Below are 15,570 nucleotides of genomic sequence, written 5' to 3' on the forward strand. Positions count from 1 at the left end.
TTCCTTTAGATTCATGCGGTAGGTTTGGCTTAACATCGATCCAACCTGACGCATGAGACTACTCTTTACACTATTTTGCCTGGTTTCCACTACCACTTTCGCCCAAAAAGTGGGTACAACAATTACCGGAATCATAGTTGATAAATCCACCAAAGCACCTGTTGAATTTGCAACGGTAGAACTATTGAATCGGAGTGATAGTACACAGATTAATGGACAGGTTACCAATCTGAAAGGTGAATTTTTGCTGAATGGAATCTTACCGGGTACATACCTATTGCGTAGCACATTTCTTGGTTACGAAAAAGTGTATACATCCCTTTCGGTTAGTGCTGATCAGCGAAAAGTAACTACTGGCCGAATTGAGATTAAACCTCTGGCGATCACCATGCAGGAAGTGGTGGTGACGGCTAAAAAAGAACTTGTACTGGCAGCTATTGATCGCAAAGTATACGATGTTTCTCAGGATTTGCTGTCCCAAAGTGGAACGGCCAGCGATATTTTAAAGAATGTACCCTCTGTAGAGGTTGACATGGACGGCCAGGTAAGTTTGCGGGGCTCATCGGATGTAATGATTTTGATCAATGGCCGTCCATCGCCCCTGATGGGCAAATCTAGGGCCGAAGTACTTCAACAATTGCCTGCCAATGCCATCGAACGAATCGAAGTGATCACCAACCCATCGGCTCGCTATCGACCGGATGGCACCTCGGGCATGATCAATATCGTAATGAAGAAAAATGTGAAAGGAGGGCGGAATGGCACCATACTAGCCAATGTCGGAAATCGCGACCGGCGAAATGCGGGTATTAGCCTAAACTATAAACCAGGAAAGCTAAATATATTTACCAATTACAGCATCCGGAAAGATACGCGCCTTCGGTATAACGATATCGACCGGCAGTACCTGGGTGCAGGGACCTTATCAACAACTAGTTATTATACTGAACATACGCAATCTGCCTCGCCTTCACTTTCGCATTTGATCACTGCAGGGGCAGAGTATACACCCAATCAGCATAACGTATTTGGTATTTCAGGCAACTTTACCAGCCGAGCGATCACTCGAAGTGATCAGATCAATAAGCATTTTTATGATGCGACGTATCAGCTAACCAGCCAGTACGACCGCCTACGCCAGGGGCCGGAATGGCAGCGGGAATTTGATGGTACTGTGTTCTGGGAGCACGGGTTTAAAAAGGAGGATCACAGCTTGCGGATGGAAATAAATATCTCCAAGCAACAGGAGCAGGAAGACAATCATTTTAATAATGTGTACACCTTCCCCGCCCCTGCTTCCACCTTTGATAACACCTTGATTCGTCAGGGGGAAAAGCAACAGCAAGTGACAATTGATTATGTAAACCCCTTGTCGGAAAGCTCAAAACTGGAGGCAGGTTATGCTGGTACGTTTCGGCAGCAGGACCTTGATTTTTATGGCGAAACATTTGTGCCCGAACGAAATGTCTTCGTCAAGGATGCGATAAAAACCAACCGATTTCTGCCTAACCAATCGATTCATGCTTTCTATGGTACGTATCAGAAAAGCTATAGAGCTTTTAGCTACACGCTTGGTTTAAGGGCCGAACAAACTCTGTTTACGGGGGTGTTGGTAAACCAGGACTCTTCGGTTCGAAATGATTATTTCAAAATCTACCCGACCTTACATTTTGCCTATAAACTAAAAACGGGCGAAGTGCAGCTCAACTATAGTCGCCGGGTGCACCGCCCGGATGGCGACGAATTGAATCCGTTTCCAGAGTACCAGGACCCTTATAATATCCGGGCGGGCAATCCTAAGCTATTACCCGAGATCATTCACTCAGTAGAAATGGGATATAAGTGGCAAAATAAAGTATTCTCGTTTGTGCCCAGTTTATATTATCGCTATAAGCAGAATGGTTTTACACCCGTTACGGTAGCGCTGAGTGACAGTGTTTTACTGACAACCAGCCAAAATTTATCGAACGATAAATCGGCGGGATTGGAGCTAATTGTTTCGGCGAATACAGGCCGTTTTTTCTCGGCCAATCTGAGTACTAATTTCTTTTATAATCAGATCAATGCCGCCAATCTGGGTTTTGTGGGTAACCGCTCCATTTTTTCCATGAATACCAATTTCATCAGCACCTTTACCCTGACACCTACTACCTCCATCCAGATCAGTGCCAATTATCGATCCGCCCGTTTGACGGCACAAGGTAAAAATTATGGCAGTTTTTTGTTCAATACCGGCATTCGGCAAGATATATTCAAAAAGAAAGCCTCCATTACCTTCACCGCATCGAATCTGCTGAATACCCTCAAACAAAAGACCGAACTGGATACACCCACCCTGAAACAACTGGCTCTCGGGCAACGTGATCCCCGAATCATTTACCTCGGTATTAGCTACCGGTTCGGAAGGCTGATCAAAAAAGGATCGGACGAAAAAATGCAATTCGAGAATGGCCTTTAACGCATTAGGCTAGGCACAGCGTAACTCATCGTCCCCCCTTCTGCTAACTTATTTTTGGAACGCATGAACTTGTCTCCTGCCCACTTGTTCCTGCTACTTATCAGTATTAGCTTTTCGGCAGCGTTTAAAAGTAACGCTCAGCCGTTACTAAATCGCCCCGTTACGCTTAACGTTGATGGGCAGCCTCTCCGGGTGGTTCTAAGTCAGATTAACCAGCAGACATCGGCTCGATTTGTCTACAGTTCAAAATTCGTCAATGTTAATCAACGGGTTACCATCTTTTCAAAAGCTAAGCCGTTGAACGAAGCGCTGAATGACCTTCTAAAACCGCAAGCACTAACCTACCGAATTGTGGGTGGACGGATTGTTCTGTTTAAAACGTCAGTAGTTCATTAGAACTAATTGATCCGCTCTGACTGTAGTTGATAGTACCAAAACTAGGTTTACATTTTTAGCCATTCCTTCACAGATTTTGGCCGTTTCTCTACGTAGCTATAGTACACTCCTAGCCCTATATTAAGGCTGAAGCCAATTAGCCAACCCGCTAGTCGGCCGTTTGCCTGCGTAGCAAAAATTCCCATGAAAATGGTCCATCCCCAAGTCAATACCATGTTAATCGTGATAAGCATCCTTAAGCGTCTTGCCATCTGTGGATTGGGGACTTGGCTTAGGTACTAAAGTTTTTTCAACAAGGATGCTGGAATTTTAAGAATTGCCATACTGTCGTTTTGCATAGTAATTGAATCAAAAACATTCCGCTCAGCGATAAAACTAGTACTGTCCCGAGACGTAATCAAGGCGGAATGAATATGATTGGTAGCGGTCGTCTGGACGAGGCTGCCCTGTTGCCCATTTGAGGTTAATTGGTTGATCGTACTGTTGGCAAGCAACACGTGCGCATTTGTGGCCTGAATCGATACGTTTTCTGTGGTTATTCCCGTTAGTCTACAGGTCGAGCTAGTAGCAATTAAGCCCACTAGTGATGGTACAATCACATAAGCAAAAGACGACGCGGCAAAAGTTTTCTCAGCTGAAATACGCCATGGAGAAAATTCGGGTTCATATTGAATGAACAACGTATCGCCTACGGAGCGGTAGGTAAATCGAATTTTATTGTTTTTTTGCGTGCGAATTTCAAATGCTTTTCCCGCCTGAACGCCTAGATTCGTACTGCTATAAGTTGGATTTTCAGTGCTGCCGTCTAAACCAGGTGCGTTTTTATGAGGCTTGATACCGCTTAGACTTCCTTCTACCCTAAGCACCTTAAACGGTTTAATAGGTACTGCTTCATACCCATAAAATGGATCGTTAAAATCAATTTTATCGTGTTCTCTTCGAAGGGCAACAGTTGAACCAACCAGTGCCACCAAACTGATTAATGCGCTAGCTATTAATAATTTATCACTTGTTTTCATTGTCAAATAATGTTGGCTCTAGTGACTGATGTCAAGATGATTCTTGCCTAAAGCGTAGAAATGAATGTTGTTCAGTTAAACTCAGCTTTAACAAAGGCCTCGTACCGCTGTTCAATCTCGGTCATATCAATATTGAGCAGGTACAAGGTGCGAAAAAAAACGGGCAGTTCATTTTCGAAAAATTGGTCGCGACGGTAGGCTTTAATCTGAGTTACGGCATCCTCAGCCGCAAAATAACCGATCCCTCGCTTATTGAAAATGATGGCCTTCTGCTGTAAAAAATCGTAGGTCCGGATAACTGTATTTGGGTTTACTTCCAGTTCGACTCCCAAATCTCGTACCGATGGAATGCGTTCACCGGGTGGCCATTGCCCAAGTAGAATCTTCTCGCAGACATAATCAGCGATTTGCAAATAGATAACTTGTGTATCGCGAAAATCCATAGTTACAACTGTTTCTCTTTAAATCGAACATACGCAATACCCCACAAACTTGGCGGAAGTAGTAGCAAGATTGTCGTAATAATGAGTTTAGGTAATCCCATGAGTTCGATGTCATAGCGACGGCCATTTTCTAGAAAAAATACCTCCGAAAATGGCGTAGTACCGTAATGTTCGCGTTCGGGGAAAAACTGGAGGACCAGCAACTCGTTCAGGAAAATGATAGCGAAATAAAGCAGGAAGCCAATCGCACTTGTTTTGATAAACGCACCTTTGGCAAAATAAATGGACCCTAGCAGGAAAAAAGTAGGGGTGAGCCAGGATAGATACCGAAGGTCGAAAGGAATATGAGGTCCCAGTAGATTAAGCAATGTATAACGAGGCTCGACTGTAGGTACCTGGGCATTGATAATCGAGAAACAGATTCCTTCTACGGTGTAAAAAACGCCAATAAAAACCAGTACGAACAAAAAGAGCATCACTAAGCCGACCAGATACTTTTCCAATTGCGAGGCTGGTAGCATCAGTTGTGGGATGCCCCGGATCGGTGAACTCACGGCTCGAAAGATTTCACTGGCAAACCAGGCCCCAGACCCACCAAACAGAAAACTGAATAAAATGCCGTGGAATCGGTACAAATTTTCGCTAAAATGGGTCGTTCGGGCCGTGCTTGGCGCTAGCGTAATAATCCAGACGCCAACTAAGACGCCGACTCTCAATAGGTATGATCGAATATGTTCGGACAGATGCAATTGTAAAACCAGGCCAAAACGGCGGAGATTCAAGGTTTGATTCATGAGTTTAGCTTATCGAAAGAAGATCCAGTGAAAACAATAATGGATTACCGTACCTGCCAGTGCGGCCAACAACAACGTTATTGAGTACATCGTCATAGTGATTCGTGGAAAAGGGTTTTGATGCGTTCGCGATTGGAAAGTACGGTATTGAACAAGCGTTCCAGGTCCACTTTACTGTTTTCCTGCGTTAGGTTTTCCAGAACTACCGCTTGCCCGCGTAGCGATGGTTCAGCATACAGCACTCGCTCGGATTGGTCAAGCGATGATACGGTATGGAACAGTAAGCGATCGGCTATCTGAGTTAAGGAGTGATTGAGTAGAATTTCACTGTCATCCACAACAATGACCGCGTCGATCAGGTTGTCCAGGTCCCGAACCTGGTGCGTTGAGATCAGCATCAACCGATCGGGTGCGAGGGCGGAGGCTACAATCTTACGGAACTGGCTTTTCGATGGAATATCCAGTCCATTGGTCGGTTCATCCATGATCAAAACACGGGTATTAGTGGCCAATGCGAAGCTGATGATGACCTTTTTCTTCTGCCCATACGACATGGCGGTAAGTTTATGATCCTGTGGCACATCAAACTCTGTGAGGTAACGACGAAACTGTGCCTCACTAAAGTTTGGATAAAAAGGCCCCATTCGATCAATGTAGCGCTGGAGACTTACGGAGGGCAGATAAATTTCTTCGGGGATGAAATAAATCTCCTGTAAAAAGGCGGCCTGACGTTTGGCTGGTTCAAAGCCAGCAACCAGAACATTTCCGGCTTCCGGATAAAGCATACCACCCATTAATCGTAGAAGACTTGATTTACCTGCCCCGTTTTTACCTAATAAACCGTATAAAGTCCCGGGGTGTAAGGTTAAATTGAGCTGCCGAAAAATTCGTTTCTTCGGCGTATAGCCAAACGTCAGGTTTGTAAGTTTGATCATTGTGCTTGTTTCATATAGTGCACTAGTGCAATAGTACACTACAATATTTGGGCATTAATTTTATAATGTCAAGTTTATGGTCGATTTTTTTTACGCTGTTTATTTTTATGCAGTTAATCATTATTCAGGCGAGTTTGACAGTAGCAATTTGAGCTTCCTATCTTACCTTGCTACTTTGCCAATTAAAATTGCGTTTATTGTTTAGTCTATAGCTATGCTAAAACATTGGTGGAAAGCCTTAACGGTTCTCATACTTGCCTATGTCTTCATCGCGGGACTCATTCGGCCTGTTCCCCGGCTGCCCATTTTGCACGAAGCAATCCGAAATGCTTTTTTCCATCCGCCCTGCTGGATTGCGATGATGGCTATGTTACTGCTATCTACGATCTACTCTATACGCTACCTACGAAAAGGAAAAACGGACGATGATATCGTTGCGCATGAATTTGCGAATACCGCCATTTTATTTGGTATTCTGGGTTGTATTACCGGTTCGGTTTGGGCCTATTTTGCCTGGGGAGATTTGTGGCCAAACGATCCCAAAACCAACGGTGTAGCCGTAGGCATGCTGCTTTATCTGGCGTATTTTGTCCTGCGAGGTTCATTTGATGATGAACAAAGACGGGCCCGCATTTCGGCGGTGTATAACATCTTCGCCTTTGCCGTATTCATTCCCTTGATTCTGATCCTACCTCGGTTAACGGACTCATTGCATCCAGGTAATGGAGGCAACCCTGGTTTTAACCAATATGACTCAGATGCATCGATCAAGGCCATTATACGACCAGCATTTATTGGTTTTACGCTGCTGGGTCTTTGGATGACTCAGTTACGGGTCCGTCTCCGACGACTGGAACTACTACTAGACGAGTCTCAGGAAGAGACAAAATCAATGGATATTCAGCAGACTAATTAGCTTTCTTATCAATGCTTAACCTTACCGAAACACTGCGTAGCGATGGAAAGCTATGGGTAGTCATCACTGTCATCTTCATTGTCTTACTAGGCTGGTTGTATTATTTGGTACGGACTGGTCACCGAGTCCATAAACTCAGAAGGAAAACCGAAACTAGGCTAGAAAATAGGTTATAGTTTACCAAGCTGATCAGGATTCTATCCTAAAATGTGGACCGTTAGTTGCTCATTTTAACGGGTCTACTTCATTGCAATCGACTCAGCCGCTCCATTTATCCATCCAGCGTTGAATCGCCTTAATTGAGTGGCTGACAATCATTAGAATTATGGATTACAACTAGTAGAATTTTGTAATGTCGATTTGGAAATGAAAACAGAACTCCCAGTTTCGTTGTGTAATTCCGTACGTTTACTTGTGGCTGATTGCGGTCAATTTTGGAGGCAACTTCAGAATTGCTTCAGAATTCAGTTGCTGTTTTGTGTCATTCTTTAGAATCAGTCTAATGAAACACAACCTCAATTACCATGAAGTATCACTTACACACAACTCAAATTCTTTTCGCTTTTCTCTTGGCTTTCCTTTTCTCTGCCTGCTCCAAGAATGATAATCCAACGACAGTCACTCCCCAACTCCGGAAGTCCATTGATTATACTAAACTGACCGATACGACGACATACGCAAACTTTTTTGTCGATAACTCTGGGGCTAAAACCGTTGACCTAACTACAGGTGCTAACCGGTTAAAGATGTTCCGGGCCATGAATACCTATAGCAGCAGTACGATTACGGCCAATGGTTCGGTTGATGCTGCAGTGCTTAACAATATGTTTGCTAATGCCAGCAGCCCCTATTCGGGTACGGATGCGGCTTTAAATACAACGGGTCTTCAGTTGCGAAACGTAACCGCTTCGTCGCTGGCGACTGCCGAGGCTGAAAAAGAGCGCGCAACCATTGCTAGTAGTTTTACTGAGCTGGCGGCTGCCAGCAAATCCGTGTCCGCTACCGCTGCGGAAGGGAAAGCGGGTAAATTAGGAACGTACCTGGTCGATGAGAAAGGAATTGAGTTGAATCAGGTGATCCAAAAAGGCTTAATTGGTGGTTTTCAGCTTGATTATATAAGCAATGTACTATTGAGCGATAAGAATCTTTCGCTGGATAATACGACGCTGGTGACGGGTAAGAATTACACCGCGCTGGAACAAAACTGGGACGAGATTTATGGGATCCTAACCGCCAATCCCATTTATGGCACCAAAGCGACAACGACCTCATCGGGCGAAAGTTTCATCGGATCCTATATCTGGGAATACAATAACACCGATTTCCCAAAAGTCTACCCAGCCTTGCTAAAAGGACGGGCTGCCATTGTCAACAATGACGCAGCGACGCTGAAAACCCAGGTTGCATTCCTTCGGTCGGCTTTTGAAAAAGCAGTCGCCAACTCGGCTTTAGGTTATTTGGCAAAATGGAAAACGGCTGGGACAAATACCTCTGCTGCCGCTCATGCAATAGGTGAAGGAATCGGGTTTATTTATAGCCTTCGGTATGCCAAATTGAGCGGGGGAGATGCCACCTTTTCGGATGGTGTCCTTGCGAATTTAGTCTACACCACGCCAAACGGTTTCTGGGGGCTGACCAATGCCAAGATTGATGCCGCTTCGGCTGCCATCAAAACGAAATTCAATTTATAAACACGAACCATCAATCGGGAACTGTCGAGGATAGCTGTATATCACTCGTCAGTTCCCTATTTATTTATGAAATATTTATCGTGGAAATGGGTTGGTTTTGTGGTTGGAATGATCGGTTTACTATGGGCCTGTGGAGGTGGTAATTCAGACACGCCGACGCCCGGTACGGGAACAACAGATCAGGCGAGTAGCGACCGAAAGGCCATGCTGACCAATATTGCTGATAATATCATCCTGCCCAGCTACGCGAATTTCAAGACGAAATTCGAGGCTATGGTTGCCAAATCGGATGTGTTTGCCAGTACCCCAAACAAAACGACCTTAGCTGATTTTCGGCAGGCCTGGGTGGACGCCTATACCGAATGGCAAAAAGTGGAACTGTTTGATGTTGGGCCAGCTGAACAATATACCCTGCGTAACTTCTTTAATATTTACCCGACCGATGTGGCTGGCGTCGAAGCCTACATTGCAGCAGGCTCAGGTACGTTTGACGTTCCAGCTTCGTATCCTAAACAGGGGTTTCCGGCCATCGATTACCTTATTAATGGCTTGGAAACAACCGATGAAGCTATTGTTGCTCGCTTTACAACAGCTGCTGATGCAGCTAAGCGAATAGCCTATCTAAAACGGCTTACAACCCAAATGAATGCTATGTTCACCACCGTGTACACAGGTTGGACGACGGGCGGCTATCGCGATACGTTTGTAAATTGCACGGCTCTAAATGCGGGTTGCTCAACGGGAAAACTGATTAATGGGTACGTGCTTAATTACGAACGCTACATCCGTTCAGGAAAAATTGGCTTTCCGTCCGGTGCCACGGCAAATACATTGGGGCAGATAGCTCCTGAGAAAGTGGAAGCCTATTACAAAAAGGATTTATCCCTGATTCTAGCCAAGACAGCCCAGCAAGCTACTGTCGACTTATTTAATGGGAAAGGGGTGAAAACGGGTGTGGAAGGGCCAAGCCTAAAGACCTACTTAAACGGTATCGGTGCCAAGGACACCCAAACAGGGAAATCGCTGGTCGAGATTGTGAATGCTCAGTTCGATGTGATCAATCAGAAATTGAGCGCACTTAAGCCCAGTATAGCCGACGAAGTCAAGACCAATAATGCCGCTGTGGTTGCGGTCTACACCGAAATGCAAAAAGTAGTTCGGATGCTAAAAGTCGATATGACCTCGGCCATGAGCATTACCATCACCTATACGGATAACGACGGAGATTAACCAAAGTCTATACTGGATAAACGAATGCGGGAGTATTTTCAGAAAACCACATCAGCCGCGCCACTGGCAGTATTTAGATTGGCTTTCGGGATAATGCTAGTAGTGAGCATTATCCGTTTCTGGAGTAACGACTGGATTCGGGAGTTGTACATCCAGCCTCGTTTTTTCTTCCCGTTCTATGGCTTTGAAGGAATTAAGCCGCTAGGGGAGTATAGTTACGTTCTTTTTGGGGTTTGTGGTCTGTCGGCATTGCTGGTGGCGGTGGGTTTATTTTACCGAGTTGCCAGCGTAAGCTTGTTTTTGAGTTTTACCTACATCGAACTGATCGACAAGAGCACCTACCTGAACCATTACTATTTCACGAGTTTGGTCTGTTTATTGCTGATCGTCCTACCCGCTCACGTTTATTTTTCAGTGGATGTTTTCCGGAATCGTAGACTGCAAGCCGATCAAATTCCGGCCTGGTGCATCGACTGTTTGAAGCTATTGGTTGCACTCCTGTATTTTTTTGCGGGTCTAGCCAAAATGAATAGTGACTGGTTGCTTCATGCATTGCCCCTTCGCATCTGGTTACCGGCCCATAACGACCTGCCTTTGTTAGGGTTCCTATTTAATTATCCTTGGGTACCTAAGGCGTTCAGCTGGTTTGGTTGTATCTACGATCTGAGTATACCTTTTTTACTCTGGCATTCACGAACGCTCGGCTGGGCCTATGCCGCCGTACTTGTCTTTCATGGTTTAACTGCTCTGTTGTTTCCCATCGGTATGTTTCCCTACATCATGATTGTAACAGCATTGATTTTCTTCTCTGCTGATTCTCACCAGACAATCCTTAAGGGAATCAGTCGGCTACTTTTCATTCCAAAGACTTTTCTTTTGTCGTATGGAACCTATACCTATAGTCCGTTTTCAGCAAAGGCCCTCCAAGCTGGGTTGGCCCTTTTCTTCGTCTGGCAAATCCTGTTTCCATTTCGGTATCTGCTCTATCCGGGCGAGTTGTTCTGGAGCGAAGAAGGTTACCGATTTTCGTGGCGAGTGATGTTGATGGAAAAAGCAGGGTATGCGCAGTTTACGGTCAAGGACGATGTTGGACACCAAATTATGGTAAACAATACCCAATTCCTGACCCCATTGCAGGAAAAAATGATGGCCACGCAGCCCGATATGCTGTTGCAATATGCCCATTTACTCCGGGACTATTATGCTCAACGCGGTTTTGAGAAGCCGCATGTGTACGTTGATTCCTACGTCGCCTTGAACGGCCGGCTGGGTAAACCGCTTATCTCTCCACTAACGGATTTGGCCAGCGAAACCGATTCGTTCGCACCTAAATCATGGATCACCTCATTCGATGACAAAATTTACGGGTTTTAGGCTGGCCTTTTTTTGCCTTTTTTCAACGGCTGTTTTGGCGCAGCATCAATTGACGGGGCTCTTGCAAGCCCGTTACGATAGTACCGCCGTAAAAGGATGCATCCTTTATTTGAATGGTGGTAAACGAACCGCCACCACTGATAGTTTAGGCAGGTTTGTGTTTACCAATTTACCCAATGGGCAGTACATAATCCAGACCAGTGCCCCTGATTTTAAAGCGACGAGCTATTCAACACGAATTGAGGGACACGATCAGCAAGTAATCATCCGAGTAGTCAGTCGGCTTGAAACGTTAGACGAAGTAACCGTCACCGATAAGCAATCTGATTTTGGGTTTACTCGAATGCGGGGCGTGGAAAGTATGGGGATTTATGAGGGAAAGAAATCGGAGGTAATTATTCCGGAGCAATTGGTAGCGAACCTGTCGACTAATAACGCACGACAGATTTATGCCCGGGTCGCTGGACTCAATATCTGGGAAAATGAAGGGGCAGGTCTCCAGCTCAGCATCGGCGGACGTGGCCTCGATCCCAACCGAAGCGCCAACTTTAACGTGCGCCAGAACGGCTATGATATTAGTGCCGATGCGTTGGGCTATCCAGAGAGTTACTACACACCACCCATCGAGGCCGTTGGACGGATTCAGATCGTGCGGGGAGCGGCCTCGCTTCAGTACGGAACGCAGTTTGGCGGCCTCATCAATTTCGTAATGAAAAAGCCCATAACCGACCGAAAACTGGAGCTGACACTTCGGCAAACGATTGGATCATTTGGCTTTTATAATGCTTTCACTAGTGCTAGTGGGACGGTGGGGAAGCTAAGTTATTATACGTTTTTTCAGTATAAAACAGGGGGAGGCTGGCGACCCAATTCCAATTTTACCAATTATACCGCATTTGCCGATCTGGATTACCGTTTCTCCGAACATACAACGCTGGGAGTCGAAATTACCCAGATGAGTTATCTGGCCCAGCAGCCTGGTGGGTTGACGGATGATATGTTTCGGGAGAATTCCCGGCAGAGCAATCGAGAGCGTAACTGGTTCAAGGTAAATTGGACTATGCCTGCCCTGCATTTCGATCACAAATTCAATACGACTACTGAGTTCAATCTGCGAGTATTTGGATTATATGCTTACCGGTATTCGTTAGGATTTCGACCCAATCGCGTGGCTAGTATTGATGACAATAGTGAGCGTGATTTAATTAAGGGCGACTTTCAGAATTATGGAGCTGAAGCTCGGTATTTAAAGCGATACTACCTGGCTAAAAAGCAGGCCGTTTTACTAGTGGGGAGTCGGTATTATCACGGATACAACCACAGTATTCAGGGACTCGGCAGCACCGGACGAGACGCCAATTTTTCTTATGTGGATACTGAGCAAGCCATTGCTTCCGATTACCAATTCCCGAATCGAAACGTATCCCTGTTTGCCGAACATATTCTTTATCTAAGCGATAAATTGTCCATTACGCCCGGTGTTCGGTTCGAATACATTCAGACGACGGCCAACGGCTTCTATGGAACGGTCACCCGCGATCTGGCCGGCAATATTATTAATGCAGTCCGTACGGCTGAAGCTCGTCAGAATGGCCGGCAGTTTTTATTGGGTGGACTTGGCATAAGTTATAAGCCGTCACCATTACTGGATATCTATGGCAATCTATCGCAGAACTATCGCTCCATTACCTTTAGCGATATGCGGATTGCGAATCCTTCGTCCGTGATTGATCCCAATCTTCAGGATGAAAAGGGTTACTCTTTGGATGTAGGCATTCGGAGTACCCAAACCACGCTGTATAATTTTGACATCAGCGCATTTTATCTTAACTATAATAACCGCATCGGCGAAGTGCAGTTCGCTGACCAGAACGACCGTGTTCTACGTCGCCGGGGTAATATTGGCCAAGCGGTAATTGTCGGTCTGGAATCGTATGCTGAAGCGGATTTTTACCGAATCGCCAATCCGACGGAACAGCAACTTAGTGGCGTATTATTCGCTAATGTGGCCTTGATTCATTCTGAATACAAAGCCAGCGAGATTGCGGGGGTAGCCGGAAAACAGGTGGAGTTTGTGCCCAACCTAAACCTGAAAAGCGGCTTGCGTCTGGGATACAAAAATCTGAAAGCTTCCTTCCAATACACCTATCTATCAGATCAATTTTCGGACGCCACCAATGCTACGGATGGGGGTGTTTCGGCGGTCATCGGTCTGATTCCGGCGTATGCGATTATGGATGCCAGCGTATCGTATCAGTTTCGACGATTTCGGCTAGAGGGTAGTTTGAACAACCTCACTAATCGCGCTTATTTCACCCGCCGGGCAACCGGTTATCCCGGGCCCGGAATTCTGCCATCCGATGGACGAAGCCTATACGTTACGCTACAGGTAAAACTCTGATGTACCCTTTGAGTGGATTCATTTTTAATGACTTATGAAATCAAAAAATCTCGTTAGCCTATCCGTTGCGGCCGTATTTATCGTTCTTTCCGTAACAGGCCTGCTGATCTATCTCGGGCAGGGTAATCACATCATTGATCACACGCATGCCTGGTTCGGGATATTATTCTTCGGGGTGGCTGTTTTTCACATTGCCAATAACTGGGCATCTTTAAAGGGATATTCCTGGAGTCGAAAAACAAGCCGAATTCAACTTGAATTAGTGTTGCCTACTCTGATCGTTTTGGTCTTTGTCGTCGGTATTGCCGCCGACTGGCCTGTCTTTAAAGATCTGGCTAACGCGGGGAAAAATGCATTCCGCCCCAAGAAACCAGCCAAAGAAGCCCTGACCCAACCCCAAATTGATTCAATCACCCGGCAGATGTTAGTCCAGTACGCACAGACAGATGCCCAAACGATCCAATTTGACACTACTAAAGTTCTAGCCGATAATGTGATTATAGCTCAGGGCCAAGCCTCACACCCTAAACCAGACACCACTAGATTCCAGTTTACCCAAGTGCTCCTCTTAGAGGGTGCCCAGTGGAAAGTGGCTGCTCAACAAACTGCTCCGTTACCGCTTGCTAAGAGCGCCTTTCCGTAAATAGAAAGCCAAACGTAAGGTTCATTTTTATCAATGTGTAAACATGAAACACGTCGTCTAATGAATTGGAACCGCAAAAATAAAACTCGACTTGCTTCCCGTCGGGACTTAATCAGGCAATTGATTATGAAGTATCCCGCTTCAATCCATCCTGAATCAGTTTACTTACAACTCCGCAATCAACAGATTCGAATTGGGCTTGGTACGATTTACGCGGCCTTAAACCAGTTAGCTGAGGAAGGGATTGTTTTAAAAAGTAAAGGGGCTGGGCGTAGCATTCAGTACCGAATCCATGCGAAAATTGATAACTTGAGCCAATAAACATCATCTTATATTTGACAATGCTAAATACAATGGAATTTAAAATATTCCAAGGGCAAATAGATGGCACATAGTAGCACAAAAGCGGTTTAGGGTTGCTATATTGATTAAACGCTATCAATAAATTTTGCCTGTTTTTTGGTATCTTGTCCTGATTGGAATCGGACCTTTTTCTGAACGGTGACCGGGTAGGAGGGAAGTGGCTAGAAACGGCCCTTTTTGCGTTCAATAAAACCGTTCAATTTAATAGTTCACGATTTTAACATGTCATAGGCTTTTTTTGGTCGAATATTGGCGATTGGTCCTACTAGAGAGAGCATAAAAGATTAAGTTGCCTTATGTTAACTCATCAAATTTTTATGCTTAATATAACTACTTAGAGTCATTCGATGAACACCCAATATACGGCTGATGCCACAAACCGAAATTCGTTTGTCAAGCAAGCTGCGAATTTCATCTTCTTTACCGTGAAGTTTCAGATACTTTGACTTACGACCCTTAGGACGGCCCAGAATTTTACCCTCAGCCCGACGACGCGCCAAGGCTTCTTTAGTTCGTTGAGAGATTAGATTCCGCTCAATCTCTGCTGACAAGCCAAACGCAAAAGCCAGTACCTTGGAGTTTATATTATTTCCCAACTCATACCGCTCTTTAGCGGTATATATCATCACATCGCGTTCCATACAAAAATGAAGTATCTGCATGATCTGCATTAGGTTACGGCCCAATCGAGATAGCTCCGTAACAATTAGCATATCACCAGCTCGCAGGTAATTAAGCAAAGGAAACAGTTTTCTACTTTCCAATTTTTCCATTGAACTAATCGTTTCCTCAGTCCATTGATCAATGCTCCATTGTCGTTCATCAGCAAGCCGCTGAAGCTCAAAACGTTGATTTTCGGTATTCTGCTTCTCTGTACTAACCCTGATGTATGCAAAAATCATAGGTT

At 45.2% G+C, this 15,570-nt stretch carries 15 protein-coding genes; 10 read left to right on the forward strand and 5 right to left on the reverse strand.

What is annotated here, in order from left to right; genetic code table 11:
• Window positions 1-52 precede the first annotated feature (52 nt).
• Window positions 53-2,458, forward strand: coding sequence for a TonB-dependent receptor (locus tag ACYVFD_RS29215; protein ID WP_461094059.1), 2,406 nt, complete (start codon window positions 53-55; stop codon window positions 2,456-2,458).
• A gap of 63 nt (window positions 2,459-2,521) precedes the next feature.
• Complete coding sequence (locus ACYVFD_RS29220; RefSeq protein WP_461094060.1) at window positions 2,522-2,854, forward strand: STN domain-containing protein; 333 nt, start codon at window positions 2,522-2,524, stop codon at window positions 2,852-2,854.
• A gap of 278 nt (window positions 2,855-3,132) precedes the next feature.
• Here the strand turns inward: ACYVFD_RS29220 and ACYVFD_RS29225 are convergent, their stop codons facing one another.
• From ACYVFD_RS29225 to ACYVFD_RS29240, 4 genes are all read right to left on the reverse strand, one after another.
• Complete coding sequence (locus tag ACYVFD_RS29225) at window positions 3,133-3,873, reverse strand: hypothetical protein (protein ID WP_461094061.1); 741 nt, start codon at window positions 3,871-3,873, stop codon at window positions 3,133-3,135.
• A gap of 71 nt (window positions 3,874-3,944) precedes the next feature.
• Window positions 3,945-4,316: a GntR family transcriptional regulator gene (locus ACYVFD_RS29230; protein WP_461094062.1), complete on the reverse strand. Its 372-nt coding sequence runs from the start codon at window positions 4,314-4,316 to the stop codon at window positions 3,945-3,947.
• A 2-nt stretch (window positions 4,317-4,318) separates the two neighbouring features.
• Window positions 4,319-5,110 (reverse strand): hypothetical protein, encoded by a 792-nt coding sequence (locus tag ACYVFD_RS29235; RefSeq protein ID WP_461094064.1) that lies wholly within the window; start codon window positions 5,108-5,110, stop codon window positions 4,319-4,321.
• A gap of 92 nt (window positions 5,111-5,202) precedes the next feature.
• Entirely contained in the window at window positions 5,203-6,045 is an 843-nt protein-coding gene (locus tag ACYVFD_RS29240) for an ABC transporter ATP-binding protein (RefSeq protein WP_461094065.1), read from the reverse strand.
• A 214-nt stretch (window positions 6,046-6,259) separates the two neighbouring features.
• On the opposite strand from ACYVFD_RS29240, the gene ccsA reads away from it, so the two are divergent.
• The 8 genes from ccsA to ACYVFD_RS29280 all read left to right on the forward strand — a co-directional run bounded on the left by ccsA (window position 6,260) and on the right by ACYVFD_RS29280 (window position 14,621).
• Complete coding sequence (ccsA, locus tag ACYVFD_RS29245; RefSeq protein ID WP_461094066.1) at window positions 6,260-6,961, forward strand: cytochrome c biogenesis protein CcsA; 702 nt, start codon at window positions 6,260-6,262, stop codon at window positions 6,959-6,961.
• A gap of 11 nt (window positions 6,962-6,972) precedes the next feature.
• Window positions 6,973-7,137, forward strand: coding sequence for a CcmD family protein (locus ACYVFD_RS29250; RefSeq protein ID WP_461094067.1), 165 nt, complete (start codon window positions 6,973-6,975; stop codon window positions 7,135-7,137).
• 348 nt (window positions 7,138-7,485) lie between these two features.
• Window positions 7,486-8,652, forward strand: coding sequence for a DUF4856 domain-containing protein (locus ACYVFD_RS29255; protein ID WP_461094068.1), 1,167 nt, complete (start codon window positions 7,486-7,488; stop codon window positions 8,650-8,652).
• Between the two features lie 66 nt (window positions 8,653-8,718).
• A complete protein-coding gene (locus ACYVFD_RS29260; protein WP_461094069.1) occupies window positions 8,719-9,882 on the forward strand; it encodes an imelysin family protein in 1,164 nt (387 codons plus the stop codon).
• 24 nt (window positions 9,883-9,906) lie between these two features.
• A complete protein-coding gene (locus tag ACYVFD_RS29265) occupies window positions 9,907-11,256 on the forward strand; it encodes an HTTM domain-containing protein (RefSeq protein ID WP_461094070.1) in 1,350 nt (449 codons plus the stop codon).
• Entirely contained in the window at window positions 11,234-13,657 is a 2,424-nt protein-coding gene (locus tag ACYVFD_RS29270; protein WP_461094071.1) for a TonB-dependent receptor domain-containing protein, read from the forward strand. The genes ACYVFD_RS29265 and ACYVFD_RS29270 overlap by 23 nt, the downstream gene beginning before the upstream one ends.
• A gap of 34 nt (window positions 13,658-13,691) precedes the next feature.
• On the forward strand, window positions 13,692-14,300 hold the full coding sequence (locus tag ACYVFD_RS29275; RefSeq protein WP_461094072.1) for a DUF4405 domain-containing protein: 609 nt from the start codon (window positions 13,692-13,694) through the stop codon (window positions 14,298-14,300).
• Window positions 14,301-14,360: 60 nt separating this feature from the next.
• On the forward strand, window positions 14,361-14,621 hold the full coding sequence (locus ACYVFD_RS29280) for a transcriptional repressor (RefSeq protein ID WP_461094073.1): 261 nt from the start codon (window positions 14,361-14,363) through the stop codon (window positions 14,619-14,621).
• 341 nt (window positions 14,622-14,962) lie between these two features.
• Here ACYVFD_RS29280 and ACYVFD_RS29285 read toward each other — a convergent pair whose 3' ends face one another.
• On the reverse strand, window positions 14,963-15,565 hold the full coding sequence (locus ACYVFD_RS29285) for a master DNA invertase Mpi family serine-type recombinase (RefSeq protein ID WP_461094074.1): 603 nt from the start codon (window positions 15,563-15,565) through the stop codon (window positions 14,963-14,965).
• Between the last annotated feature and the right edge of the window lie 5 nt (window positions 15,566-15,570).

Source organism: Spirosoma gilvum (assembly GCF_054776815.1).

What these genes read in the sequence shown, in the direction of transcription:
- ACYVFD_RS29220 (WP_461094060.1), top strand. Translation starts at nt 2,522, where the DNA reads ATGAACTTGTCTCCTGCCCACTTGTTCCTGCTACTTATCAGTATTAGC.
- ACYVFD_RS29270 (WP_461094071.1), top strand. Translation starts at nt 11,234, where the DNA reads ATGACAAAATTTACGGGTTTTAGGCTGGCCTTTTTTTGCCTTTTTTCA.
- ACYVFD_RS29215 (WP_461094059.1), top strand. Translation starts at nt 53, where the DNA reads ATGAGACTACTCTTTACACTATTTTGCCTGGTTTCCACTACCACTTTC.
- ACYVFD_RS29275 (WP_461094072.1), top strand. Translation starts at nt 13,692, where the DNA reads ATGAAATCAAAAAATCTCGTTAGCCTATCCGTTGCGGCCGTATTTATC.
- ACYVFD_RS29225 (WP_461094061.1), bottom strand. Translation starts at nt 3,873, where the DNA reads ATGAAAACAAGTGATAAATTATTAATAGCTAGCGCATTAATCAGTTTG.
- ccsA (WP_461094066.1), top strand. Translation starts at nt 6,260, where the DNA reads ATGCTAAAACATTGGTGGAAAGCCTTAACGGTTCTCATACTTGCCTAT.
- ACYVFD_RS29255 (WP_461094068.1), top strand. Translation starts at nt 7,486, where the DNA reads ATGAAGTATCACTTACACACAACTCAAATTCTTTTCGCTTTTCTCTTG.
- ACYVFD_RS29260 (WP_461094069.1), top strand. Translation starts at nt 8,719, where the DNA reads ATGAAATATTTATCGTGGAAATGGGTTGGTTTTGTGGTTGGAATGATC.
- ACYVFD_RS29240 (WP_461094065.1), bottom strand. Translation starts at nt 6,045, where the DNA reads ATGATCAAACTTACAAACCTGACGTTTGGCTATACGCCGAAGAAACGA.
- ACYVFD_RS29265 (WP_461094070.1), top strand. Translation starts at nt 9,907, where the DNA reads ATGCGGGAGTATTTTCAGAAAACCACATCAGCCGCGCCACTGGCAGTA.
- ACYVFD_RS29250 (WP_461094067.1), top strand. Translation starts at nt 6,973, where the DNA reads ATGCTTAACCTTACCGAAACACTGCGTAGCGATGGAAAGCTATGGGTA.
- ACYVFD_RS29230 (WP_461094062.1), bottom strand. Translation starts at nt 4,316, where the DNA reads ATGGATTTTCGCGATACACAAGTTATCTATTTGCAAATCGCTGATTAT.
- ACYVFD_RS29235 (WP_461094064.1), bottom strand. Translation starts at nt 5,110, where the DNA reads ATGAATCAAACCTTGAATCTCCGCCGTTTTGGCCTGGTTTTACAATTG.
- ACYVFD_RS29280 (WP_461094073.1), top strand. Translation starts at nt 14,361, where the DNA reads ATGAATTGGAACCGCAAAAATAAAACTCGACTTGCTTCCCGTCGGGAC.
- ACYVFD_RS29285 (WP_461094074.1), bottom strand. Translation starts at nt 15,565, where the DNA reads ATGATTTTTGCATACATCAGGGTTAGTACAGAGAAGCAGAATACCGAA.